Annotated in this window: 22 protein-coding genes and 1 pseudogene; 14 read left to right on the forward strand and 9 right to left on the reverse strand. The window is 41.7% G+C overall.

Annotated elements, in window-relative coordinates; translation table 11 throughout:
* Positions 1–35 precede the first annotated feature (35 nt).
* Positions 36–371, forward strand: a complete 336-nt coding sequence (locus tag A3775_RS10325; RefSeq protein WP_066378943.1) for a rhodanese-like domain-containing protein — start codon at positions 36–38, stop codon at positions 369–371.
* Positions 372–476: 105 nt separating this feature from the next.
* Here A3775_RS10325 and A3775_RS10330 read toward each other — a convergent pair whose 3' ends face one another.
* Entirely contained in the window at positions 477–1,460 is a 984-nt protein-coding gene (locus A3775_RS10330) for a folate-binding protein YgfZ (protein WP_066378941.1), read from the reverse strand.
* Between the two features lie 260 nt (positions 1,461–1,720).
* Between A3775_RS10330 and A3775_RS10335 the strand changes: the two genes are divergently transcribed.
* Positions 1,721–2,842: a site-2 protease family protein gene (locus tag A3775_RS10335; RefSeq protein WP_066424850.1), complete on the forward strand. Its 1,122-nt coding sequence runs from the start codon at positions 1,721–1,723 to the stop codon at positions 2,840–2,842.
* Between the two features lie 379 nt (positions 2,843–3,221).
* On the opposite strand, the gene A3775_RS10340 is transcribed toward A3775_RS10335, so the two are convergent.
* Positions 3,222–4,232, reverse strand: coding sequence for a proline racemase family protein (locus A3775_RS10340; protein WP_066424852.1), 1,011 nt, complete (start codon positions 4,230–4,232; stop codon positions 3,222–3,224).
* Between the two features lie 199 nt (positions 4,233–4,431).
* On the opposite strand from A3775_RS10340, the gene A3775_RS10345 reads away from it, so the two are divergent.
* Complete coding sequence (locus tag A3775_RS10345; RefSeq protein WP_066378930.1) at positions 4,432–5,304, forward strand: DMT family transporter; 873 nt, start codon at positions 4,432–4,434, stop codon at positions 5,302–5,304.
* Between the two features lie 219 nt (positions 5,305–5,523).
* On the opposite strand, the gene A3775_RS10350 is transcribed toward A3775_RS10345, so the two are convergent.
* The 3 genes from A3775_RS10350 to A3775_RS10360 form a co-directional block, all read right to left on the reverse strand.
* On the reverse strand, positions 5,524–6,630 hold the full coding sequence (locus tag A3775_RS10350; protein ID WP_066424857.1) for a Glu/Leu/Phe/Val dehydrogenase: 1,107 nt from the start codon (positions 6,628–6,630) through the stop codon (positions 5,524–5,526).
* Between the two features lie 272 nt (positions 6,631–6,902).
* Positions 6,903–8,528: an alpha-keto acid decarboxylase family protein gene (locus A3775_RS10355; RefSeq protein WP_066424858.1), complete on the reverse strand. Its 1,626-nt coding sequence runs from the start codon at positions 8,526–8,528 to the stop codon at positions 6,903–6,905.
* A 119-nt stretch (positions 8,529–8,647) separates the two neighbouring features.
* Positions 8,648–10,369, reverse strand: a complete 1,722-nt coding sequence (locus A3775_RS10360; RefSeq protein WP_066424859.1) for a cation:proton antiporter — start codon at positions 10,367–10,369, stop codon at positions 8,648–8,650.
* A 315-nt stretch (positions 10,370–10,684) separates the two neighbouring features.
* Between A3775_RS10360 and A3775_RS10365 the strand changes: the two genes are divergently transcribed.
* The gene (locus A3775_RS10365; protein ID WP_066424861.1) at positions 10,685–11,431 is read left to right on the forward strand and encodes a creatininase family protein; all 747 of its coding nucleotides are present in this window, start codon (positions 10,685–10,687) and stop codon (positions 11,429–11,431) included.
* Positions 11,432–11,584: 153 nt separating this feature from the next.
* Here the strand turns inward: A3775_RS10365 and A3775_RS10370 are convergent, their stop codons facing one another.
* The gene (locus tag A3775_RS10370; protein WP_066424863.1) at positions 11,585–12,208 is read right to left on the reverse strand and encodes a class I SAM-dependent methyltransferase; all 624 of its coding nucleotides are present in this window, start codon (positions 12,206–12,208) and stop codon (positions 11,585–11,587) included.
* Positions 12,209–12,623: 415 nt separating this feature from the next.
* Between A3775_RS10370 and A3775_RS10375 the strand changes: the two genes are divergently transcribed.
* From A3775_RS10375 to A3775_RS10390, 4 genes and pseudogenes are all read left to right on the forward strand, one after another.
* The gene (locus A3775_RS10375) at positions 12,624–12,911 is read left to right on the forward strand and encodes a Mo-dependent nitrogenase C-terminal domain-containing protein (RefSeq protein ID WP_066378913.1); all 288 of its coding nucleotides are present in this window, start codon (positions 12,624–12,626) and stop codon (positions 12,909–12,911) included.
* Positions 12,912–13,134: 223 nt separating this feature from the next.
* Positions 13,135–13,494: pseudogene (locus A3775_RS10380) on the forward strand (response regulator transcription factor); the annotation flags it as partial.
* A 161-nt stretch (positions 13,495–13,655) separates the two neighbouring features.
* On the forward strand, positions 13,656–14,624 hold the full coding sequence (gene arsM / locus A3775_RS10385; RefSeq protein ID WP_066424864.1) for an arsenosugar biosynthesis arsenite methyltransferase ArsM: 969 nt from the start codon (positions 13,656–13,658) through the stop codon (positions 14,622–14,624).
* A 15-nt stretch (positions 14,625–14,639) separates the two neighbouring features.
* Positions 14,640–15,608 carry an inorganic phosphate transporter gene (locus A3775_RS10390; RefSeq protein WP_066424867.1) on the forward strand — a complete coding sequence of 323 codons (969 nt, stop codon included), beginning with the start codon at positions 14,640–14,642 and terminating at the stop codon, positions 15,606–15,608.
* Positions 15,609–15,736: 128 nt separating this feature from the next.
* Here the strand turns inward: A3775_RS10390 and cobS are convergent, their stop codons facing one another.
* Positions 15,737–16,498, reverse strand: coding sequence for an adenosylcobinamide-GDP ribazoletransferase (cobS, locus tag A3775_RS10395; RefSeq protein WP_066424868.1), 762 nt, complete (start codon positions 16,496–16,498; stop codon positions 15,737–15,739).
* Between the two features lie 316 nt (positions 16,499–16,814).
* Between cobS and A3775_RS10400 the strand changes: the two genes are divergently transcribed.
* From A3775_RS10400 to psbM, 5 genes are all read left to right on the forward strand, one after another.
* Complete coding sequence (locus tag A3775_RS10400; protein ID WP_066378899.1) at positions 16,815–17,267, forward strand: hypothetical protein; 453 nt, start codon at positions 16,815–16,817, stop codon at positions 17,265–17,267.
* Between the two features lie 128 nt (positions 17,268–17,395).
* Positions 17,396–18,517 (forward strand): tRNA guanosine(34) transglycosylase Tgt, encoded by a 1,122-nt coding sequence (tgt, locus tag A3775_RS10405; protein ID WP_066424891.1) that lies wholly within the window; start codon positions 17,396–17,398, stop codon positions 18,515–18,517.
* A gap of 136 nt (positions 18,518–18,653) precedes the next feature.
* The gene (locus A3775_RS10410; protein WP_066378894.1) at positions 18,654–18,791 is read left to right on the forward strand and encodes a photosystem II reaction center protein K; all 138 of its coding nucleotides are present in this window, start codon (positions 18,654–18,656) and stop codon (positions 18,789–18,791) included.
* A 285-nt stretch (positions 18,792–19,076) separates the two neighbouring features.
* The gene (locus A3775_RS10415; RefSeq protein ID WP_066378888.1) at positions 19,077–19,373 is read left to right on the forward strand and encodes a 2Fe-2S iron-sulfur cluster-binding protein; all 297 of its coding nucleotides are present in this window, start codon (positions 19,077–19,079) and stop codon (positions 19,371–19,373) included.
* 122 nt (positions 19,374–19,495) lie between these two features.
* On the forward strand, positions 19,496–19,612 hold the full coding sequence (gene psbM, locus A3775_RS23515) for a photosystem II reaction center protein PsbM (RefSeq protein ID WP_082803712.1): 117 nt from the start codon (positions 19,496–19,498) through the stop codon (positions 19,610–19,612).
* A gap of 195 nt (positions 19,613–19,807) precedes the next feature.
* Here the strand turns inward: psbM and A3775_RS10420 are convergent, their stop codons facing one another.
* Together A3775_RS10420 and A3775_RS10425 are read right to left on the reverse strand one after the other, a co-directional pair.
* Positions 19,808–20,659, reverse strand: coding sequence for a universal stress protein (locus tag A3775_RS10420; protein ID WP_066378886.1), 852 nt, complete (start codon positions 20,657–20,659; stop codon positions 19,808–19,810).
* A gap of 481 nt (positions 20,660–21,140) precedes the next feature.
* On the reverse strand, positions 21,141–23,249 hold the full coding sequence (locus A3775_RS10425; protein ID WP_066378884.1) for a M3 family metallopeptidase: 2,109 nt from the start codon (positions 23,247–23,249) through the stop codon (positions 21,141–21,143).
* Positions 23,250–23,434: 185 nt separating this feature from the next.
* On the opposite strand from A3775_RS10425, the gene A3775_RS10430 reads away from it, so the two are divergent.
* Positions 23,435–24,223, forward strand: a complete 789-nt coding sequence (locus tag A3775_RS10430) for a dienelactone hydrolase family protein (RefSeq protein ID WP_066424869.1) — start codon at positions 23,435–23,437, stop codon at positions 24,221–24,223.
* The last annotated feature ends 188 nt before the right edge of the window (positions 24,224–24,411 follow it).

A 24,411-nucleotide genomic window follows, 5' to 3' on the forward strand; every position in this document is an offset into this window, starting at 1 on the left:
TAGATTGCTTCTTAGGATGGAAGCGAGAATTGCTTATGAGTACCGACTTAGTAACTGATGTAGAACATTTAAAGTTACGTTTGGAATGGGGTTCCCCTGGCTTTACAATTGTTGATGTGCGCGATCGCCACACATACAATCACGGACACATCACAGGCGCAATTCAAATTCCCCTCGATGAATTAGCGCAAAAAGCCCACACTGCCTTACATAAAGGTCGTCAAATCTACGTCTATGGCGACAACAAAGAACAATCAACCCGTGCAGTATTTATCCTGCGAGGTGCAGGTTTTCCTGATGCGGTTGAAATTCAGGGTGGTTATCACGCTTGGAAGTCTATAGGCGGTGCTACAGAAGGTGAGGCTGCATAAACTCCCTCTGTAGATTCTCCTGTTAATTGAGTTTCCTGATTGCTTAGTTCTTGATTGTACTGCACATTGTGCAGTACATTTTTCTGTTTGTGAATTTTAAATTATCTAAGGGTACTCGTGTGACACAAATGGGACTGGAACTACTTCACCCTCAGCGTTTCCTACTTGCACTTTTAAACCCACACCACCAGCTTTACTTTTGATATAACCTAATCCAAAGTAACCATCGGGGGTTGTAGTTAAACTGGTGAGTTTACCGACTTTTTCATCTCCTATTTTAATTGTGTCGCCTATTTCTACAGGGTTGTTGAGCCGAATTCCCCACAGATATTGTCTAACACCTTTATATGTATTTAAACGGGCGATGGTTTCTTGACCGATATAGCAACCTTTATTAAAAGATATGGTCTGCCATAAACCCACTTCTAAAGGATTATAATCATCCGTGAGTTCGGCATCTGGGGCTGGTCTACCTTGTAAAATACGTAAATGTTCCCAAGCGCGATCGCTTAATTCTACCGCTCCGAGTTCTAAAATTTGCTGCCATACTTTCTCTTTTTCAGACACAGGCAAAACCAAAGTATATCCCGGTTCAGCCAAGCCACTACCGACAGCTATGATGATATTACCATCTAATAACAGATGATTTCCGTGAGGTTGACCGATAATCGCCCCAGCACCTAATTTTTTGACTACCGCATCACTTTCAGGGCCGATGAGGCTAAAAGTCGCGGTTTCATCGGTGACATCGCTTAATTGTACTTGATCCGCAAAGAAAATATAACGATCCAGCCATTGGATTAAATACTCACGGCGGCTAGGGGAAACTAACAGCAGCACCGCATCATCGAGAACATAAGCCGTAACTAAATCAATGGTGCGGGCGGTAGATGTCAACATGACAGAATCACAGCCTTGTCCGGGTTTCAGGCTTTGCAAATCATTGGTACTCTGATTGTGTAAAAAACGGATTCTATCAGCGTCAGTAACACGGATACGTCCCCAAGCAGAGCGATCGCACACAGCAACCCCTGCTGTTGCGGCTGGGATGGCGATCGCGTCTTGACCGTCAAGTGCAGATGTTGGCATGATATGGAAAGGTGGCTTTATTTCAATGTTTTTGCATTGGCAATCTTAGCAAAGAATCACATACTGCGATCCGTATTATCTCAAGTCTCAACCAACAGGTGAACAGACATTACAAAACCTTGGCATTGCTGAAAACCGCACCCCAAAAGACGGACACTACTACCATTACAAAGATTAAAATTGCTTAATACTTCGTTACACTAGAGACAACGAGAGGGTAAAACAGCCACATCTCGTTGATGAACTCAAAGGAGAACAACATGAATGGCACAATTCGCGTTGGGAGTCTCTTCGGCATTCCCTTTTATATTCATCCGTCTTGGTTTCTAGTTCTCGGTTTGGTAACTTGGACTTATAGCGGCGGACTCATGGCACAATTTCCCCAATTATCCGGGGGGTTGGCGTTACTGCTGGGATTGATGACAGCGTTGTTATTGTTTGCCTCTGTTGTCGCCCACGAGTTAGGACATAGCTTTGTCGCCATTCGCCAAGGAATTAACGTCAACTCAATTACATTGTTTATCTTTGGTGGGTTGGCTAGCTTAGAAGAAGAATCAAAAACCCCTGCGGATGCTTTTTGGGTGGCGATCGCCGGGCCTTTAGTCAGTCTGTTACTATCTGGTATCATCACAGTCATCGGTGTGACTACCAACGTCACTGGCACTTTAGCGGCGATACTTGGTGTTGTAGCCTCTGTAAACTTGGCGTTAGCGTTGTTTAACCTAATTCCTGGCTTACCTTTAGATGGCGGTAATATCCTCAAAGCGATTGTCTGGAAGATTACAGGTAAACCCTATAGAGGTGTCAGCTTTGCCAGTCGAGTTGGACAAATCTTTGGGTGGGTAGCGATCGCCTCTGGTGTAATTCCGTTATTCTTGTTTGGTAGCTTCGCCAACTTCTGGACTTTGTTAATTGGGTTCTTCCTAGTGCGGAATGCTGGTAATGCGGCACAATTTGCCAGAGTGCAAGAAAAACTCACAGGATTAACAGCCGCAGATGCAGTTACAGTTGACAGTCCGATTGTTTCTGCTAATTTGACTCTCAGAGAGTTTGTAGACCAACAAATAGTTTTAGGTAACAACTGGCGACGGTTTTTAGTTACCAACGATGAAGGACAATTAGTTGGTGCGATCGCACGAGATAACCTACGGATTATAGATACCACACTTTGGTCAGAAACACAAATCAAAGATGTGATGAAACCAATTGAATCTACCACCATCGCATCAAATCAACCATTGCTAGAAGTAGTGCAACTGTTTGAAAAACAACAATTATCAGCATTACCTGTGATTCGTGACAACGGCGTGTTAGTTGGAATATTAGAAAAAACAGCGATTATTCAACTATTGCAAAGCCCCACCGAACCCAGCCCCGCATAGATTTCTCATGGAAAAACGCTCCTTCTCTAACTCCCTCAGAATGTCTGAGGGATTTTTTTGTAGATAATTTTTGTGGGGTGGGCATTGCTGACAAGTTGCTCAAAGTCTTAATTTTACGTTGTTGGGTGTGCATCGACTGAAGCTTATTGAGAATGGTGCAAGATATGACTTCTCTGAAACCCCCAGACATACTGGGGGATTTGTTTATATTTTCTAGAGATTATCTGCGAACTTTTCGTTTTGTTTTGTTATGCCAATAAACAGTAATAATTTCAGGGTTTAACAGTCCACCTTGACAGATAACTCGTAACCCTCGAAGTTCATCTATAAATTTTAATCAATGCTGTTCAAACCTGGATTAATGAAATTTGTTAGATAATCAACCGACAACAAAACCGTATTTTAGAGGATCATTAGCATCGACTACAAACTGTTGAATTCCGGTGATATGAGCATCTCCAGTCAATATGGGATTAACTGCTACCATATCACCTATATTAACTTTAGCAACAAGTTTTCCCTTAAAAGTAGTACCAATAATGCTCTGACTGGTAAAATTTAAACCTAATGGCAGTTGATTTTTACCGTAAAGTGTAGCCATCAAAGCTGAAGTACCAGTACCACAAGGACAACGATCCATTTGACCATTACCAAAAATCACCACACCTTGAGAAAATGGTACAAAAGCTTCAGGTTGTTCATAAATCATTGTGAATTTAACAGTATTAATATGTTGTTCTATGGGATGCTGCACACTAATCTGTTCATTAACTGCTTTTTTTACCAACATTCCTAAACGGATCAGTGTAGAAATATTATCAGGATGAACAGCAACCCCTAAAGCTTGTGCTTGAACTATAGCAAAAAAGTTTCCACCAAAAGACACATCGACTAAAATTTTTCCTATGTCGGGGAGAGTAATTTCTACGTCTTTCGCATACAAAAAAGAAGGAACATTAGCGACGCACACTTGACTTACTTGGCTTTCCTCAATTTTGGCACGACATTCAACTAAACCTGCGGGAGTGTCGAAGCTTACTACTGTTTCTGGTTCTATGATGGGAATCATACCAATTTCAATCAGAGTTGTAGTAGCACCAATAATTCCACTCCCACACATATCGATATAACCGGAATTATCCATAAAGATAATACCGTAATCACTTTGATTAGTAGTTGGCGGCGTAATAATTGCGCCAAACATATCTTTATGTCCTCTAGGTTCTTGCATAAGCAGAGTACGAATATGGTCTAGTTTGTCTTTCATGTACTGCTTCTTCTGTGCCATTGTTTCGCCTATAATTGGTGGAATACCACTCAAAACTATACGGGTAGGTTCTCCATCTGTATGGGTATCAATAGCGGAAATGATTTGCATGAACCTTGCCATAAAATAATGCCTACTTAATTAGTTATTTTGAATAATTTAAAATGTACAATAGCTTTTTGTTGGTAGTGTTCGCGTAGCGTCTCGTAGAGAGCGATTTATCGCTCTCTGGGAATGGGTTAAAGGGCTAAAGCCCTTACTACGAACTTTTCTTTTATTAAGTCCTTCTACTTAATTCATTTTCGGACTTGGCAGTATAGCTATGAATCAGCAAAAAATGCTTGGATATATTCTAGGAAGCATGGCGACTATTATCATGGCTTCTTTAGGAATTTTTGTCCGAAATATTCCCTTAAATCCCCAAATAATTACTTTAGGACGCTTTGGTTTTGGTTTTTATTTTATTTTAATGTATCTCTTAATTACTGGAAAAATTAATCAAGTTAAAATTCTCAAGTTATCCTTTTCTCTGGTTGCTAGTGGAGTTTTTATAACTTTGTGTATTTGGTTATACATCAATGCTATTAATAGTACAACATTAGCTAATGCGGTTTTTCTATTATATATTGCTCCTTTGATTGCATCTGGTTTAGCAATTTTTTTAAACCAAGAAATATTAACTTTAACAAAATCATTATTGCTCGGTTTGGCGTTGATAGGATGCCTATGTATTATTGAATTTAATCTGACGTTCAACAGTTTAAAATCACTAGGCTATTTATGGGGAATTCTCTCAGCGATATTTTACGCACTATTCATAGTTACCAATAAACAGATATCACAGCAAATACCGCCATTAATTCGGTCTTTTTGGCAATTATTCTTTGGTACTATTGCTATTGCGGTTATTATCTACCTAAGCAACACAGAAATTATCATTGATTTCCCCATAGACTTATATTGGTTAATAGCTGTCGGTTTCATCTATGGATTTATTGCCCTAACTCTGACAATATCTGCTATTAAACTGTTAGACACCTATGAATATAGTATTATTTCTTATTTAGAACCTCTCGCTGCCACACTGTTGGGATGGATGATTTATTCAGAAAAAATTTCAGGATTGCAAGCAGTTGGTTGTGTGATTATATTGTTAACTGGTGTTATGCAAATTTTTCTGTCAAGCAAAACTTAAAATGTGATTGTATCAGCAAAATCTCATTAAATAATATCTTGCACTATTCTCCATAAGCTTCAGGCGATGCACAGCCAACAATTAAAAGCTCAGGCTTTGAGCAACTCTCAAGCAATGCCCACCCTACAAAAATGTTAATCAAGCTCATGACTTATTGCTACATCCGCGTTTATCTGCGTTTATCTGCGTTCCCTTCTCATTCTCGTTGGAAAATCACATTCAAAATTGCCTGACAATACTAACTCGTTGCTGGGCGAGTTCCATAGCTGCTTGGCGGGGAAGCATTCCTGTCTGAGCAGATTTTTCTAAAACTAGGGTTGTGTTGTGCAGAATTTTATTAGCAACAGCTGGTAAAGCATCTGCTTGTGTACCACCATCATACTCTACAGCCGCACAAATCACACCCCCTGCATTAGCAATAAAATCAGGTACTACCAGAATATGACGGTCATGACAGATGCTTTCTGCCTCTTCTGTCAAAGGAATATTAGCACCACAAATAATCATCTGAGTATGTAACCGATTAACATTATTAGCATGAATCACATCAGGTCTAGCGGCTGGTATCCAAATTTCACACTCGATATCAATCACCGCATCTCGGTGCAGTTTTTCACCGTCGGCATAGTCAATTACACTGTTACCAGATTCTTTTATGGCTATAAGTTCGTGAACATTGATACCACGGGGGTTAAATATTGTACCTTGAGAATCTGCGGCAGCAATCAATATTGCTCCCTCGGCAGTTAAAAAACGGGCGGCGTGTTTACCGACAGAACCAAAACCTTGAATCACAATTCGCGCCCCGTGCAGGTCAAGGTGACAAAACTTACTAGCGACCTCTGCACAAACACAGATACCAAAACCTGTAGCACCAATTTCATCGAGGGGGATACCGCCCATTGCTCTGGGTAGTCCCACCGCCCGACCAGTTTCTTGTTTCACCCAAGCCATGCACTGCTCATTAGTTCCCATATCCGGGCCGGGAATGTATTCTGTGATGTCTTTAATGGCACGGGCAAAGGTGCGAATTAAGCGTTCTTTAGTGGGTAAGGGTAATTTCGGATCTGCTAAGATTGCAGATTTACCGCCACCGTGGGGTAACTCCGCCGCCGCATTTTTCAAAGTCATGGCTCGCGCTAGACGAAACACCTCTTCTGTGGTGACATCCGCCGCCATGCGAACTCCGCCAATAGCTGCGCCGCAAGCGGTGTTATCAACAACCACAATGGCTTTTAACTTTGTGGTAGGTTCATAAATGTGGATAATTTTAGAAGGGCCGAGGTCATCGGCAAATCGAAAGATGGTTTCTGAGTCATTAGTCACGTCGCTGCGCTCCGAATTCAAAATTCAAAATTCAAAATTCTTGCATTAAATACCCCACGGATAAATCTGGGTTATTGAATTAATGTAGTTTCACTTTTTTCTTTTCCATAAATCAATTTAGGCGGCTCAGATTCTTGTTGGCTTGGGGCATTGGGCATTAGTCATCAAAAAAGTCAAAAGTCTTCGCGCCAGCGTCACGCAGTGAAGAATTCTGGGGAAAAATTATTTAATTTTGAATTTTGAATTTTGAATTTTTAATTTATTTGTCCCCCTCATCCCTTCAGGGTTTTGGCGAATAGTTGGCTTAAGTGTTCCAAGGCTGGTGAGACATCATCTGGAAGCAGTCGCACATCTAAAATACTGAAGGTGTTACTGTCTCGTGCTGTGTGTAAAGCTTGTTGTAATTGTTTACCTGTCTCTATCACGAAACCGTTACCGCCTAAGACTTGGGCTAATTGGGCATAATCAATTGTGGGAATATTCACAAATGCTGCATCTTGATGACCCATTGCGCGGAGGGAGGCAAAAGAGCCATTATTAATAATGATGACGATGGGATTTAGTCCTAAGCGTTTAGCTGTGAGTAATTCCATTCCGGTCATTTGGAAGGCACCATCACCAACTAAAGCGATCGCTCTCCTGCTAGAATCAGCTAATTGCGCTCCTATTACCCCAGGAACTCCAAACCCCATGCTGGCATAAAAAGCCGGACTGAAAAATGATGTTCCTTCCTGAGTCTGAATATCATCGGCTGCAAATAAGGTGTCGCCGACATCTGTCACCAGTAAAGTTTTACTATCAATAAATTGGTTGAGTTCATAAAGTAATCCACTCATAGAAATCCTACCCTCGGATGGTTGCACACGGGGTTTCATTTTCGGGATGGTGGATAATTCTCTATGCGGTAAATCTGAGCTACTAGACAAACTATCAATAAAATCTTCAAACCTGACATTTGGGTATTCGTGACGCTTAATAGCTATCCTTTCCGAAGTCGCATAAACAGTATGACTGGGGTTGAGTTGGGCGGTAAACATACCCAAATTTAAATCGCTCATGAACACGCCCAACATCAGCACACAGTCTGATTCTTCCACGATTTGCCGCAGATGGGTATCACCTGCTTCACCGTTGTAAATGCCAAGATATTGGGGATGTGCTTCAGGAAAAACTGATTTACCTAATATGGTCGCACAAACAGGTACACCTAATTTTTCTGCCAATGCTATCACCTGGGGTTGCAAACCAAAGCGGTGTACTTCCGCACCAGCCAAAATTACGGGTGATTTAGCTAGGTGCAGCATTTCTAAAGTTTCGTCTAGGGCTTCTTTGAGGGTATCTGCATCAGTGCGCTTGATGGGTGAAGAATAGTTTTCCGCCTCCTCAATGTCTGCATACACCATGTCGCGGGGAATTTCCAGGTAGACTGGACGTTTAAATGTCATCGCGTAGTCTAGGGCGCGATGAATTTTAGTATCGGCTGTTTTTGGATCATTGAGGGTGGTAGCGTAAAGGGTGACTTCTTCGTAAACGCGCCTTTGGGTATCAAAGGTTTTGATTTTGTGGTGTAGTAGGTTATGTTGTTGTCGTTCTTTGATGCCGGGTGAGCCACTTAAAATTATTAAGGGGGATTTTTCAGCATAAGCACCTGCAACGGCGTTTACCATGTTTAAGCCGCCGACGCTGTAGGTAACTACGGCTAAACCTAAGCCACGTATGCGAGCATAAGCATCAGCCGCAAAGCCTACGCAGGGTTCATGTGTCATGACGACTGGTGTTATTTGGCTGGCTGCTAGGGCATCAAATAGGGTTAAGGCGAAGTCTCCAGGGATGCCAAAGGCGTGTTTTACTCCTTGTTGGTGTAAGATTTTGAAGATGTGTGGTGCTAGTTGGGGCATTTTTGGTTGATTTTTTTGTGAGGGTTTTTTAAACGCAAAGGGGCGCGGAGGAAACGCGGAGGGGCGCGGAGGTTTAAGTGAGGTTTTACGCTGATTTTGGTTGATGGTTAGCTTGGGTTTTATCTATCTGGGCGGATGCTGCGGTATCTATCTGTGCGAATGTTTGTGATGATTTGATCTATTTGGGTTTTTGGTTCTCCTAATGTTGTTAGGAGATGTGCGCTTAGTTCTAGGGCGGCTTCAAATTCTGGTTGTACCACTTCTTTGGCTCCAATTTGGGTGAGTAGGTCGATTTCTCGGTCGTGGTGCGATCGCGCTATGATGTCTAGTTGGGGTGCGATCGCTAATGCTCTTTTGAGTAGTAATCTGGATGAAGCAGGATCAGGTAAGGCTATCGCTAAGGCTTTCGCTTTTTCTAGGTGGGTTTTCTCTAGCACTAATTCTGAGTCGGCATCACCAAAAATGTAAGCTATGCGTTGCATTCTCAATCTTTGGATGGCTGCTTCGCTGTTTTCAACAACTAAAACTAAATACCCCTGGTTGAGTAAAATATTTACTATTACCTGTCCTACTCTTCCGTAACCTGCAACCACCACATGACTACTAATGGTTTCGGGTATTGATAAGCTTTGTGGTTCGGCAAATTGTCGCAGTGATTTGGCAAAAAATGGCATCTGGGTAAGATGTGCTAGCAATTTCGGCGCAAGTTTCAGGGATATTGGTGTTAAAATCAGTGTTACGGCTGTGGTTTCTAACAGTAGAAAATATGTCCTTTCGGGGATGAGTTGCAGTTGTAATCCCGCTAACGCTAAAACGAAAGAAAATTCTCCTATCTGGTTAATTCCAAAACTTGTGAGGATGGCGGTTTTGAGTGAGTAGCCAAATTTTAAAATGATGGGCATGACAATCATGGCTTTACCCAGCATGACTAATGTCACCAGTCCCAAAACTAGCCCTAAGTTCTGGATTAATATAACTGGATCAATTAACATCCCGATGGAAGCAAAAAATAGTGAGGCGAAGGTATCTCTTAAGGGTAATACTTTGGCGAGGGCGTGATCTGCATAATCAATCTCGGAAACCATTAACCCGGCGACAAATGCACCCATTTCTATAGATAAACCCAGTTTAGCTGTCACCAAAGCCACACCTAAACACAAAGCAATCACCGTCAAAACAAATAATTCCGTGCTTTCCGTAGCTGCAACGTTACTAATTAACTTCGGAACTATCCAACGTCCACAGGCGATCGCTACTCCTAAAAATACCAAAACCTTCAACAACACACTACCTAACGCCAAGCCAATACTTTCCGGTTGTCGCAAAGCAGGTAAAAAAGCTAACATTACTCCCAAAGCCAAATCCTGAGCAATTAAAATTGCCAGCATCACCTGACCATGCAGTGTATTTGTTTCGCCTCGTTCTGCTAAAGTTTTCAATACGACCGCCGTAGAAGACAGGGAAAGCACCACGCCGACAAAAATACCTTCTGTGAAACCACTCACCCAACCCAGAGTTATTGTTAAAAAGGCGACTAAAGCCGTAGTTAAACCAATTTGTAGTAAACTACCTTTAATAGCAATATCCTTAACTCGTTTCAGTTCTGTGAGCGAGAATTCCACACCCAAAGCAAACAACAAAAAAGCTACACCAATTGATGCTAAGGCTTGAATTCGTGGCACATCACTTAACAGCTTAAAACCATAAGGCCCCACTGCCAAGCCCGTCGCCAAATAGCCAAGTAACACAGGTTGGCGCAGTCGGTTGGCAACATATCCCCCCAGGGCCGAAGCTCCTAAAACAATTGTAAAATCAAGAATTAAGCCATGCTCTGCTGCCATCGTTCTCTACAGGGGATAAATTTGTTAGTTATGAGACTATCTTGGCGTAATTCCTAATTTTTTAACTCATTGGCAGCATCACTGAAGTAGCTGGTTGCAATTAAATATAAAATGTGGGATGGGCCGGACAGCCCGTAAACAGGCTAGAAGCCTGTTCCACTATCTAACAATTAATTAAGCCTAATTACTTGAAGATTGTTTAATCTTACTTTGCCTTTAGTTTTAGCTTTTCTAACACTATCCTAAGTAATAGATGTAGAAGAAAGTTTGTAGTAAGGACTTTAGTCCTGATTAGATTGAGGATATTAAATAAAAATGTTACTACATTTAACTACGTGGCAAGAAGTTGAAGAATATTTACAAACATCCCCAGGGATAATTTTACCTATAGGTTCAACAGAACAACATGGCCCTACAGGTTTAATAGGTACAGATGCAATTTGTGCAGAAGCGATCGCTCGTGGTGTGGGTGAGGAGACAAAAGCAATCGTAGCCCCTACAATCAATGTAGGGATGGCACTACATCATACCGCCTTCCCTGGTACAATCAGCCTCCGCCCTAGCACTTTAATTCAAGTCATCCGAGACTATATCACCAGTCTCGCCAAAGTAGGTTTTACCAAATTCTACTTTATTAACGGACACGGTGGTAACATCGCCACACTGAAAGCCGCATTTTCCGAAACCTACGCCCATCTAGAAGACTTACAAATTGCCAACGCCGCCAAGGTAAAATGTCACATTGCTAATTGGTTTATGTGTAGTTCCGTCTACAAATTAGCAAAAGAATTATATAGTGAGCAAGAAGGTTCTCATGCCACCCCTAGCGAAGTAGCCCTCACCCAGTATATTTATCCCGAAGCCATTAAACAAGCCCCCCTATCACCAGAAGTAGCATCAGGACATAGAATTTATAGTGCTGCTGATTTTCGCGCACATTACCCAGATGGACGCATGGGTTCTAACCCAGCCTTAGCAACACCAGAACATGGTAAACAATTTTATCAACTAGCAGTCAAAGAACTCAGCAATGGTTATTTAGAGTTTTTGAACACACAATAAATATTCAAGCCTTGCTGAACCAAACTCTCTAAAACTCTCACTCTCTGCGTCTCTGCGCCTCTGCGTGAGAAAAATTCATATTTTCTCTGAACAACGCCAACATTTCAGTAGTAACTCACCACTGTTTCCAACAGTAAGTTACTACTAAAAATTTCACACTTCGCCTACAGGTTTAGCTAAAATAGTTAATAGAACAGGCCCTAACAAATAGTGGTGATTCACACATACCAGTCCCGCAGAAGCAGCGAGCATTTCCCGTTGCTGAGGACTGTAGAATTTGACGCTTTGATGAGAAATTGACAATGTTAGCGGTTGTTTCTCTGTGTTGCTAGTAATATCAACCAAATAAAAGCGTCCCCCAGGAGCAAGTACCCGCCCTACTTCCTGCAAAACCTGTTGTGGTTGTTGATAATGCAAGAAACTAATTGTATTGAACACAGCATCAAACTGGCGATCGCCAAAAGGTAAAGCCTCAGCCTTGCCTTCAATAAAGATTAACCTGGGATGGTGACGGTTGCTGAGTCTTGCTACTCGCAACATATTAGAAGATAAATCTAAACCCGTACCCCGCAGTTGGGGATATTGAGTAGCTAAACGTTCCAACAAGCGACCAGTTCCACAACCTAAATCTAACACGTTGGCTCGCTCTGGCAATTCCACATATTCTAACAGCCGTTTGTGGACAGCTTGGTAAAACACCGAAGGTAACAGCCAATCATAACTAAAAGCCCAACGGTCAAAAATTAACTTTTTCGTCTTGAGAAATTCGTTAGTCATTAGTTTTCGCAGCTTGCGCTAGATGCTGTAAGCAATCAATTTTTAGCTGCGCCTCCCATCAATTTATTTACAACAACAGCCAATAATCTCTAGCCTAGCGTTTAGCACCAGAGATAGAGGACGATTTTTTGGCAAGCTTCCGTAAAACTAGGGACGAAAAGTGTAGTTAATAGTGTCCCATTAGTTCAAACATCAACATAGGAAAAAAAGTAAAAAACTATACAATGGGTATTGTAATTTTGAATTTTGCGAAAAGTTCTGTAGGCGGGTTTCCCGCCGTAGGAAACTTGTCAAGACGAATTTTGAATTTTTAATTCCCCCCAGGGGTTGACTGCATAAAAACACAAAACCCCACCGTATTTATTAATAGAGGTCGCAATACACAAAACCAGCGAGATTATCAAGGTGATTAATTATGACAACCATTACTCAAGTTATTTCCCACCATGACCTACTGTATCCGATTCGCAGATGGTTAGACAATATCGAAATTCATCACCCCAAACTAGCCCATCTGTTGTGTAGAGTTATTCCGGCTCAATGTCCGTTTGAAAGAGATGTAACGCTATTTGGTCGTCAGTTGTTTCACATTCCGCCAATGTGTAAATTAAATCCTCTCTATGAGGAAGTTGTGGGTTTGCGTTTCAAAGCCCTTTGTTATCTGGCTGATGAATGTGGTGAAGATATCACAGCGTATTGCTAAATAATGATTGGTGCATCAGTAGCCATGATCAATCTGTGATTACACAACTACGGTTGTTACTTAAGCAAAAGTATACTAAGCTAACGTGCAGCTATTTAGATGTCTATATAATTGGCTAGCACGGCACACTCAAAGTAATCAGACTCTGTGGACTCGGTAAAAGCCTATGTTATAAGCATCTTATCGCTGTCACCGTGCCTAATTACTTCTGCCAAAAAATAATATGACGCACATCTTGCTAGTTGAAGATGAAGTCAAACTAGCCCAATTTATAGAATTAGAACTAAATTATCAAGGGTATGAGGTAAGCATCGCCTACGATGGCTTAACCGCGATGTTGGCAGCAGGGCAGCTACGTCTAGATTTAATCATTGTAGATGGGATGTTACCTGGTGTGTCGGGTTGGGAGGTTTGCCGGCGTTTGCGAGATACGGGTAATAATGTGCCGATAATTTTATTAACCACTAAAGATGAACTGAGCGATCGCGCTACTATTTTAGATAGTGGTGCTAATGATTATCTAATCAAACCCTTCACCGTTGAAGATTTATTAGCTACAGTCTATGATAATTTGCGAAGTAAGTAGAAAGTAGACACCGCAGATATTTTGCAATTTGCAGATTTACACCCTGACAAACCAAGATTCTTAATGCTGTTTTTAGCAAAAATTGATGCAGTTGAGAGTTTAGATATATTACGATGCTCAGAGTCATCTAAACCACAACACGCAAATTTTAGATTTTCATGACATATTTAGAAACAGCAGCACAATTTTATAGTGAAGTTGCCCAAACGCCAGAGGTAGGACTTTGTTGTGTGCAGAGTACACCTTTGCAACTGCCAGGGTTGAAAATTCCCAGCAAAATGCAAGAAATGAACTATGGTTGTGGGACTACTGTACATCCCAATGAACTGGCAAATCAACCCACCGTGTTATATGTCGGTGTTGGTGGTGGGTTAGAGGCTTTGCAGTTTGCCTATTTTTCTCGCCGTGGGGGTGCTGTGATTGCTGTTGAACCCGTGGCGGCGATGCGAGAAGCCGCCTGTGCTAATTTAGAAATGGCAGCGAAAGAAAATCCTTGGTTTGACACCAGCTTTGTAGAAATTCGTGAAGGTGATGCTTTCCAGCTACCTGTGGCTGATGCTTCTGTGGATATCGTGGCGCAGAATTGCCTGTTTAATATTTTTGAACCTGAAGATTTAAGTCGCGCGCTACAAGAAGCTTATCGGGTTTTAAAACCGGGTGGACGTTTACAAATGAGTGATCCGATTTCTAAGAGTCCTATCCCCGCACATTTGCAACAAGATGAGCGATTACGCGCTATGTGTTTATCTGGCGCACTCACATACAACGAATATATACAGCGTATTATTGATGCTGGCTTTGGTCAAGTAGAAATTCGGGCGCGTCGTCCTTACCGCTTGTTAGATGCGACAACTTATAATTTAGAAACCCATCTTTTGTTAGAAAGTCTTGATTCGGTGGCTTTTAAAGTGGCAATTCCCGAAGATGGTGCTTGTATCTTCACGGGGAAAACCGCAATTTATGCTGGTTCTGAAGCATTTTTTGATGATTTAGCCGGACATATTCTACAACGTGGCATTCCGGCTGCTGTTTGTGACAAAACTGCTGCTAAACTAGGAAATTTAAAGCCATCAGAAATCATAATTACTGATTCAACTTGGCATTATGACGGTGGTGGTTGCTGTTAATTTCACATCGCCAAAATGTTGTTAGTAAGTATATTTATCGCTACGCTATTTCTAGCTTATGTCAACGGGGCAAATGACAATTTTAAGGGTGTAGCAACGTTGTTTGGTAGTCGTACTGCTAGCTACCAAACAGCGATTTTGTGGGCTACTTTGACGACTTTTGCCGGGGCGTTAACATCGACTTTTTTAACCAGTAAATCTGTGAGAGAATTTTCTGGACAAGGAATTTTGGATGATGCGATCGCTCACGCGCCTGAGTTTCACATAGCTGTCGTAATTGCCACAGCTTTAACTGTATTAATTGCCACTTTGTTGGGCTTACCTGTTTCTACATTCCACAGTTTAATCGCTGCTATATTTGGTGCTGCTTTAGTAGCAATTGGACTCAAGGCTAATTTTACAGTTTTAGCAAGTTCCTTTCTTGTACCTTTATTTATTAGTGCTGTTCTAGCTATTCCCTTAGCAGCAGCAACTTACAGCTTTGTAGAATATATTAATTCTCGTTTTCATCTACAACCTAGCCAAAAGTTTATTAAGATTTTTCATTATTTCAGTGCTGGCATTATCAATTTTACTAGAGGTTTTATTCATACTTCTGAGCTAGTGACTCTGATTGTAATTATTGATTATTTTTCTATTGCAGGTGCAATGATTACCATTGCAATGGCTATGGCTCTTGGTGGGTTACTCAACTCACAAAAGGTTGCTGAAACCATGAGTCTTAAAATTACACCTATCAATCCCATTCAGGGTTTATCTGCCAACATTATCACCAGCATTTTAGTAATTGCAGCCAGTATTTTTCAGCTACCTGTGTCTATAACTTATGTTGCCGTAGGTGCGATTTTTGGCGTAGGAATTACGACTCATCAAGCTAATAAATTAGTTTGTTCAAAAATTTTGCTAGCCTGGATTTTGAGTATACCTATCGCCACGATTATCAGTGGGATAATTTATAGAATCTTGCAAGGCTCAAATACTTAAAGGATGTTGGTAAATTCATGAACAAGATTGAACTGATATCTTGCACCATTCTCAATCATCCTATGGTGGGCAATGCCGAAAATGTGAGCATTAGGATTGAGTGAATTTTTAGCATTGCCCACCCTACGCTAAAATATTGTCAGCACACACAAAAATAAGGCTTCAGTCCACTCGACAACTGCGCCGTAGGTGTCGCCTGTGTGTCCGCCGAGTTTGTGGTTAAACCATGTACCTGTTAAACTAGCGATCGCACATCCCCCAATCATCATGACTACTGGCATCATCCAGTTGTGACCATTCAGCCACCATAATAAACCACTCACTGCCAACATCAACAACAATCCTGGGAGTAAATCTAAATAGGAAGCGATCGCCTGTTTATGTAATGCACCTTTACCCGTAGGCTTTAAATAAGGATAACGCCAAATTGCTAATTGTTGTCCCCAACGTCCCCAGCCACAAGCAGCCATTAACACCAGCCAACGGTAATCTGTGATATCTGTCAAGGCAGAGGTTTTGAATAATAATACTGCGATCGCTGCCATTGCCCCAAACGCACCCGTAGCACTATCTGCCATCACCTCTAAACGTCGTTCAGGATTACCAACAGCCAAACCATCAGCTGTATCCATCGCCCCATCTAAGTGTAATCCCCCAGTGATGGCAATCCACACACCCACCACCACAGCACTACGAGTCAAGACTGGCATACCCAAATACATCAGTCCCGTATCTAATAACCCTACCATACCACCAATGACCAACCCCACCACAGGGGCTAAACGCGCCACCCGGCGAAAATCTAAACCATCTATATAAGGTAGAGGAATAGTAGTATAAAAAATTACGCCAGCTAATAATTGTAATCCTAAATTTTGCTGCTTCAGCATCATTCCCCAACCTCTTGGGCGCAAGTCAATTTTAAATATTTAGCGAAGATTACTGTTAATTAACCCAAACTTTGTTATGCTGGTGTCTGTAATCTGGTTTGTTGCGTGACAATTATAACGTAATGTTATTAAATTCAACAAGCTAAAATTACAACACAGTATAGTCTTGTTCTGCACTCAAAAATTAACAATTGACTCCAAGTAATTAGACGATCGCTCGCAAAAGTTGATATTTTTTGTATGTAGAGGATCAACAAGCTGTGTAAACAATTGTCTAGCTGTGTTGGACTCGCAATTGCTCCTTCTCAATTTTTCTATGAGTCATCATCTACCCGACACCAAGATACCTGCTCCGTGCATTGTTAACACGGGGATAATTGTAAATAAACTCGACATGAAGCGACTGTTAGCCGATGTAGGTCGAGTCCACTACATCTACACCCAAGAAGACAAGCTACTGAGTGAGGGTGAAGGGGATGTGATGGAAGTATTTGCAAATCCGCATCGGTCTACTTTAGTAGCTAACAATTCTCTGTATCTCAACGTTGATAGTTTTGACTATCTGGAACTCAAACAGTCACCAGAAAAACAAACCTACTTCGACTTGATGCAAGAAAGTATGTGTTTGCGCCTGATACCCCTATCCACTCCTTTACAGGAACGTCAACAAAGACAATGGAATGTCAGCGCAATCGAAGCCATGATGGACGAAGTGCTGGCGGCTAGATGGGATGCAGAAATTGATGACGACTGTTCGGATATGTTTTAACATCGCTTGGATAGCATATACTCAAAATTTGGCAATTGGTAATAGATAGACGGTAATACATTAAAAAGGACTGTTTGTCAATTACCAATTATTGTTTTTTCTATACAGCACACAACAGTATTTATACCTTGAGTTCCACATTTTCTTTTCAATCCCTAGCTAGCTGTAGCCAAACCAAAGCCAGAGCCGGCGTATTTTACACCCCCCACGGGTTAGTCGAAACTCCCCGATTTATGCCTGTGGGGACGCTCGCTAATGTTAAAACTGTCACCCCAGCCCAACTGCAAGATACTGGGGCGCAGATGATTTTATCGAATACTTATCATCTCCACCTCCAGCCAGGGGAAGCAATAGTAGCTGGTGGGGGTGGTTTGCATAAGTTTATGGGCTGGAAAGGGCCGATACTCACCGACTCAGGTGGGTTTCAGGTGTTCAGCTTAAGCGAAATGCGAAAGATTACAGAAGAAGGCGTAACCTTTCGTTCACCCCACGATGGGCAAATTATTAAGTTAACGCCAGAACGCTCCATAGAAATTCAGAATATTCTAGGGGCAGATGTAATCATGGCTTTTGATGAATGTCCACCCTATCCAGCGACTCGCCAAGAAGTTGAAGCGGCGACACAAAGGACTTACCGTTGGTTAGAACGTTGCATCGAGGCGCATCAACGCCAAGATCAAGCTTTGTTTGGGATTGTCCAAGGTGGGGTATATCTGGATTTACGTGCTGAAGCTGCGAATACTTTAACTGAGTTTGATTTACCTGGCTATGCTATCGGTGGTGTGAGTGTGGGAGAACCACCGGAACTGATGGCGCAAATTGTCCAAGCTACTGCGCCATTGTTACCAGCCCACAAACCCCGTTATTTGATGGGGGTGGGGACTTATCGAGAAATGGTAATTGCGATCGCTTCCGGGATAGACTTATTTGATTGTGTGATTCCTACCCGTTGGGCAAGACACGGTACGGCGATAGTTAACGGCGAACGTTGGAATTTAAAAAATGCAAAATTTCGTGAAGATTTTGCACCAATGGATGAAACTTGTCCTTGTTATGCTTGTCAAAATTTCAGTCGTGCTTATATTTCCCATTTAGTGCGATCGCAGGAAATTTTAGCCTACACCTTATTGAGCATTCATAACATCACCGAACTCATCCGTTTTACCCAAAAAATTCGCCAAGCCATATTAAGCGATCGCTTCCTGGCAGAATTTGGTCATTGGCTCAATTCCCCAGAAACCGAAGAATAGGAGAAAGCAGAGGAGCAGAGGGAGAAAAGCTAATGACTAATAACTAATGACTAATGACTAATAACTAATGACTAAACCATGTTAAGATACATCTCAATTATGAAATCTGTGTTGGATTAGGTGGATTTAAACAAACATGGAAGCAGCACTATTATTAGCAAAATTGCCAGAAGCTTACCAAATCTTAGACCCACTGGTTGATGTTCTGCCAGTGATTCCCGTTTTCTTTTTATTGCTTGCTTTCGTATGGCAAGCTGCTGTTGGATTTAGGTAAGTTAACACATTATCAATTCATAGGACAGGTAAAATACCTGTCCTATTTTTTTACTTGGCTATAAATTTAATAATTCTTAACTTTTTGTCATAACACCTTACTATGGTGCGTCAGATCGAAAAAATTTGCTGACACAACCTAAAAATGACTTTAATGAGGATGCTTGTGCAACTGCTTGCGTCTTGAAATTTGATAATTCTTAAATTTTTGTAATAGATTAAGATAAACTCAGTAACATAGGTGTATTGCCTGGTCAGCTTGCAGTGAGAGAGGAATGATTGAGTTATGGGTAATATCAAATTTGTCAAAGAAAATAAAGAAGTAATAGCAGCCGATGGTGCGAATTTGCGGCTAAAAGCAATGGAAAATGGCATTGACATCTATAAATTTTTTGGCAAACTCACAAATTGCGGCGGCGGCGGTCAGTGTGGTACTTGTGTAGTAGAGATAGTAGAAGGAATAGAAAATCTTTCCACTCCTACAGATGTGGAAAACCGGATGCTGAAGAAAAAGCCAGCTAATTACCGTCTAGCCTGTCAAACCTTAGTGAATGGCCCTGTTAGTGTCGTCACCAAACCTTAATTTGCTTGATTTTTCCCGGCATCAGCCTTTGCAGTTGAATCAGGAAAAAAAAGAGCTAACACTGACATTGTTGATGCTATTCTAAAATTGTTGACTGGAAATTACAGAGAGGCTGCGTTGCCATGCAAGTTAATGACCTAGGGTTCGTAGCGAGCATTCTGTTCGTGTTAGTACCCTCCGTATTTTTAATCATCCTTTACATCCAAACTGCTAGCCGCGAAGGTAAAAAAGATACTTGATCGTTTTTTGTATAAGATAAAAAAACCCCTGTACCTTTTGGTATAGGGGTTTTTATTCATCAACCGCAAAACTGAGATAGGATTTACGCCAGTGTGATCAGCAAAGTCTGGTGTAGTGCGTCACAAGCGATAATTGGGGAAAAAATCACCGATTTTCAACATCTGACGCACCTTACTAATGTGCAGAGAAACAAGTTAACCACTTGTGCGGGCTAATAATACGGGACAAGTCGCATTGACACGTACATAGTCTGACAAAGAAGCACCAATGAGTCTGTCAATATCCACAAAACTCTTAGCCACCGATGGCCTGCGATCGGGAGAACCAAGTAATAATAAATCTATATTCAAGTCTTCTGCCAAGCGACAAATTTCTTCACCTGGTTTACCGTTACTGGTATAACAGCGAGTTTGTACCCCATATTTTTGTGCTTGTGCGGCGGCGGCTGCTAAAATTGGATTCTGGTCTGGGCTAACTTCAGTCGCTTCTGAAGTTTTACCACGTAAATCAGTAGTGATGTTAGCCAGAATTAATTCACTACCTTGAATATCCCGCAGTAAGAACAAAGCCAAATCTAAGCAATGTTTAGCAGAATCAGAGTTATCCATCGCCACCATGACGCGCTTAATTCTTTTCACATAAACGTCATCTTTCACCAGTAACATGGGGCGAGACGACAACTGAAACACATACTGACTCACAGAGTTTGATAAAATTGATTGCAAACGCTTGAGTCCCCGTGAACCCATAATAATTAAGTCAGCATCGATTTCATCTGCTACTTGACAGACAACATCTTTAGGATCACCTTGGCGTAAAATTGAAGAAACCTGAGAGGGATCTAAATTCAAAGTTTGAATAGCACTCGCCAGAATTTTGCCGCCTTCTTCCCATTTATCTGTCATTGCACTAGCAGTAGTTTGGGCAGGAACAACATGCAGAACTGTAACTTTTGCAGATTGGATAGATGGCACTTCTTTTAAGCTTTTTAGCATTTCCTCAGCGTGACCCAATCCAGAAACCGCTAGTAAAATTTTTTCTATCATCGTGACTTCCCTTAGTTCTTGTTGTTAAGGTTGCTTGGTTTTTAATGTTTTTACCACTTTGCTTAATAACCTAGTAATTAAGTTAGCATAAACCAAGTTTTAGTCATTAGCTATTAACACTCAAACGAGTAAAAAAATTTAAAAGACTAATGATGATTAAAGTTTAGTTTGCCTGATTTACTCAACTTCTCAACTAGGTTTCAATAATTTAGCTTACTCTCAATACTGCCCGATACAGTTCACGATTGGTGATGTTAGTTATTATTTTTAATCTATGTTAAATATTTTTAATTATAAAAAAGTTAAGAATGGCAAAGTTAAAAATATTATTATTGATATAATTTTTCTGATTCATTTGAACTAATAAAAAGTTATCACTCCTGATTAGTAGGGTGCGTTAGTAAGAATAATTTCTGGGGAATTCCAAGTTTTATCTGACTGACGCACCCTACATATTTGATATCTTGTAACTTGGCAGTTCCTAAGCTACATTGGACAACAAACCGTTATGTCTGAGCAAAGAACTTGTACTAGGTTGACGACCACGGAATGATTCAAACACCTGCATAGGGTGTTTACTACCACCAAGAGCTAATACAGTGTCTCTGTAACGTCTGCCTGTAGCTTGAATAGCGGCTTCATCCTCTAGCCCCGCTTCTTCAAAAGCCGCAAAAGCATCAGCACTTAAAACTTCCGCCCATTTATAACTATAGTACCCTGCGGCATAACCACCAGCAAAGATATGTCCAAAGGCACACAAAAAGGCATCTTCTGGTAGTGGGGGTAACACAGTTGTAGTCTGGGCAACACGATGACGCACATTGGCGGCGGTTTCGTCGCTACCGGGACGATAGCGAGAGTGTAATTCTAAGTCTACACTACTAAAGTGAATTTGCCGCAAAATCGCGCTACCACTCATGTAATTACGTGCCGCCAAAAGTTTTTGATAATAATGTTCTGGTAGGGGTTCACCAGTTTCGTAATGTTTAGCCATGCTAAACAAAGTGGTGCGCTCATAACACCAATTTTCCATAAACTGGCTTGGTAACTCGACTGCATCCCACTCAACATTATTAATGCCGGCTGCCCCAGTATAGTCAACCTGAGTCAACATGTGATGTAAACCATGACCAAACTCATGGAAGAGAGTTTCTACTTCATCGAAAGTCATTAAACTCGGTTTACCATCAACTGGCGGCGTTTGGTTACAGACTAAATACGCCACAGGTAAGCGGATAGTAGTTACACCATTGTCAGTGATTTTACCACGATTAATGCAGACATCCATCCAAGCACCACCACGTTTTTCGGCGGGGCGACTGTAGGGGTCTAGATAAAAGTAGGCGATAGGGCTACCTGTGTCATCAGCTATTTGGAAATAACGCACATCCTCATGCCATACTGGAGCTTGACCATCAGCCGGGGTAACGGTAATACCAAATAAGCGGTTGACTAATCCAAATAAGCCTTGTAAAACTTGCGGTAGGGGGAAGTAAGGACGTAGTTCTTCGGCGGTGAAGGCAAATTTTTCTTCCCGTTGACGTTCAGCCCAAAAGCTCATATCCCAGTGAGATAAATCTTCAGCTTCTTCTGCACCTTTGGCGGTAGCAAAAGCTTTGAGTGCTTCTAAGTCGATAACAGCAGCATCGTAACTCACACTGCGTAATTCTTCTAACAGTGCTTCGACTGCTGCCACATTCGGGGCCATTTTACTAGCCAAGCTTAACTCAGCAAAATTCTGGAAGCCTAATAAATTCGCTAGTTCCTGTCGCAACTCCAACATCCGTTCAATCAGGGGGTTATTATCTAGCTCTCCTGATGCAGCACGGCTAATATAGGCTTTATAGAGTTGTTCACGCAAATCACGCCGGGTGCTATGTTGCATGAACGGGTAGTAACTGGGGAAGTCTAAAGTAATGCGCCAAGGGCCATTTTCTGGGGTGGCGTTTTCTTCTCCTGCTGCACGGGCAGCTTGTGCGGCTAAACTAAGTAAGCTTTGGGGTAAACCGTCAACTTCTTCGGGAGTTGTCAGGGTTAAGCTAAAGGCTTTGGTTGCATCTAAAACATGGTTAGAGAACTTAGTAGAAAGTTCCGCTAACTCCATTTGAATGGCGTTGTAACGTTCCCTGGCTTCCCCTTGCAAGCCTACACCAGAAAGTTCCGCATCTCGGATAGCTGCTTCGACAATGCGCTGCTGGGCTGAGTCTAGAGTATTCCAACTTTCGCTGGCGCGGAGTGCTTTAAAAGCATTGTAGATGGGTTGGCTTTGTCCTAACTTGTTAATAAACTGCACTATATGCGGTTGCACAGCTTCATAGGCAGCACGTAGTTCTGGGCTATTTTTCACACCCATTAAATGGTTCACTACGCCCCAACTCCAATTCAGCCGTTCAGTCAACTTTTCTAAAGGGTCAACTAAGCCGTTCCAAGTAGGCTGTACATTAGCTTCCAAGGTGGTAAGTTGTTGTTCGAGTTCCGCCAATAGCTGTTGAAAGGCTGGTTCTACGTGTTCTGGTTGAATTTCCGTAAATGGAGGTAAACCAGAACCTTTCAGTAAGGGATTATGAGTAATGGTAGTGTTTGCACTCATGATTTAATGTGAGACGCAGATAATGGGTGAATCAGAATTTTATGTTCTGTATTCTTCTAATGTAGCGATCGCTGTCCCGTTTCGGCCTGCCAAAATGGCAAAATGGTAAATCTTGTTAACATACAGGTTGAGCATTTTTCCAGGGATAATCAAGACAAAGATAGCTTTGTACTGGATACTTGAAGATGAAATTACTGATTTCTGTGTTACTCACACCTGTAGCCCTGTTGTTAGCTTCTACTCAAGCATTGGCAGCACTGCAAACCAGAACTGTTGAATATAAACAGGGCAATACAGTTTTAGAAGGTTATCTGGCATACGACGATGCTATCAAAGGTAAGCGTCCTGGTGTATTAGTAGTCCATGAATGGAACGGATTACAATCCTATGCTAAACAACGTGCTGAACAATTAGCCAAACTCGGTTATGTTGCCTTTGCTGCCGATATTTATGGTAAAGGCATTAGACCCAAAAACGCCGAAGAATCAGCAGCACAGGCGAAAATTTACCGTCAAGATAGACAATTATTAAGGGCAAGAGCCAATGCAGGGTTACAAGTTTTACAAAAAAATCCTCTTACGGATGTGAAACGCATAGCCGCTATTGGTTACTGCTTTGGCGGTGGTACAGTCTTAGAACTAGCACGTAGCGGCGCAAATATCGCTGGTGTAGTCAGTTTTCACGGCAACCTCGACACCCCCAACCCCGCAGACGCGAACAATATCAAAGCCAAAGTTTTAGTATTACATGGTGCTGATGACCCCTTTGTTCCAGAAGAACAGATAACAGCCTTTGAAAACGAAATGCGTCAAGCTAATGTAGACTGGCAATTTATTTCTTATGGTCGCACAGTGCATAGCTTCACCAACCCAGAAGCCAAAGGCGAAATTAAAGGCGCAGAATATAACCCTATTGCTGATCAGCGTTCTTGGCAAGCCATGCGGCAATTTTTCGCGGAAATATTTAAGAAGTAGGGAATAGGGCATGGGGCATGGGAAGGAAAAATCATACAAAAGTTACATGAATACTGGGTTAGCGTTTAATAGAATCGAGATACCCAGTCCTCTGTCTAGAAGTTCTTCAATTTTGAATTGTGAATTTTGCGAAAAGTTCTGTAGGCGGGTTTCCCGCCGTAGGAAACTTTTCAAGACGAATTTTGAAT

The sequence above is a fragment of the Anabaena sp. 4-3 genome (assembly GCF_001597745.1).
GTDB lineage: Bacteria > Cyanobacteriota > Cyanobacteriia > Cyanobacteriales > Nostocaceae > Trichormus.

Coding starts and splice junctions, on each gene's coding strand:
- A3775_RS10325 (WP_066378943.1), top strand. CDS start 36: ATGAGTACCGACTTAGTAACTGATGTAGAACATTTAAAGTTACGTTTG.
- A3775_RS10330 (WP_066378941.1), bottom strand. CDS start 1,460: ATGCCAACATCTGCACTTGACGGTCAAGACGCGATCGCCATCCCAGCC.
- A3775_RS10335 (WP_066424850.1), top strand. CDS start 1,721: ATGAATGGCACAATTCGCGTTGGGAGTCTCTTCGGCATTCCCTTTTAT.
- A3775_RS10340 (WP_066424852.1), bottom strand. CDS start 4,232: ATGGCAAGGTTCATGCAAATCATTTCCGCTATTGATACCCATACAGAT.
- A3775_RS10345 (WP_066378930.1), top strand. CDS start 4,432: ATGAATCAGCAAAAAATGCTTGGATATATTCTAGGAAGCATGGCGACT.
- A3775_RS10355 (WP_066424858.1), bottom strand. CDS start 8,528: ATGCCCCAACTAGCACCACACATCTTCAAAATCTTACACCAACAAGGA.
- A3775_RS10360 (WP_066424859.1), bottom strand. CDS start 10,369: ATGGCAGCAGAGCATGGCTTAATTCTTGATTTTACAATTGTTTTAGGA.
- A3775_RS10365 (WP_066424861.1), top strand. CDS start 10,685: ATGTTACTACATTTAACTACGTGGCAAGAAGTTGAAGAATATTTACAA.
- A3775_RS10370 (WP_066424863.1), bottom strand. CDS start 12,208: ATGACTAACGAATTTCTCAAGACGAAAAAGTTAATTTTTGACCGTTGG.
- A3775_RS10375 (WP_066378913.1), top strand. CDS start 12,624: ATGACAACCATTACTCAAGTTATTTCCCACCATGACCTACTGTATCCG.
- arsM (WP_066424864.1), top strand. CDS start 13,656: ATGACATATTTAGAAACAGCAGCACAATTTTATAGTGAAGTTGCCCAA.
- A3775_RS10390 (WP_066424867.1), top strand. CDS start 14,640: ATGTTGTTAGTAAGTATATTTATCGCTACGCTATTTCTAGCTTATGTC.
- cobS (WP_066424868.1), bottom strand. CDS start 16,498: ATGCTGAAGCAGCAAAATTTAGGATTACAATTATTAGCTGGCGTAATT.
- A3775_RS10400 (WP_066378899.1), top strand. CDS start 16,815: ATGAGTCATCATCTACCCGACACCAAGATACCTGCTCCGTGCATTGTT.
- A3775_RS10410 (WP_066378894.1), top strand. CDS start 18,654: ATGGAAGCAGCACTATTATTAGCAAAATTGCCAGAAGCTTACCAAATC.
- A3775_RS10415 (WP_066378888.1), top strand. CDS start 19,077: ATGGGTAATATCAAATTTGTCAAAGAAAATAAAGAAGTAATAGCAGCC.
- psbM (WP_082803712.1), top strand. CDS start 19,496: ATGCAAGTTAATGACCTAGGGTTCGTAGCGAGCATTCTGTTCGTGTTA.
- A3775_RS10420 (WP_066378886.1), bottom strand. CDS start 20,659: ATGATAGAAAAAATTTTACTAGCGGTTTCTGGATTGGGTCACGCTGAG.
- A3775_RS10425 (WP_066378884.1), bottom strand. CDS start 23,249: ATGAGTGCAAACACTACCATTACTCATAATCCCTTACTGAAAGGTTCT.
- A3775_RS10430 (WP_066424869.1), top strand. CDS start 23,435: ATGAAATTACTGATTTCTGTGTTACTCACACCTGTAGCCCTGTTGTTA.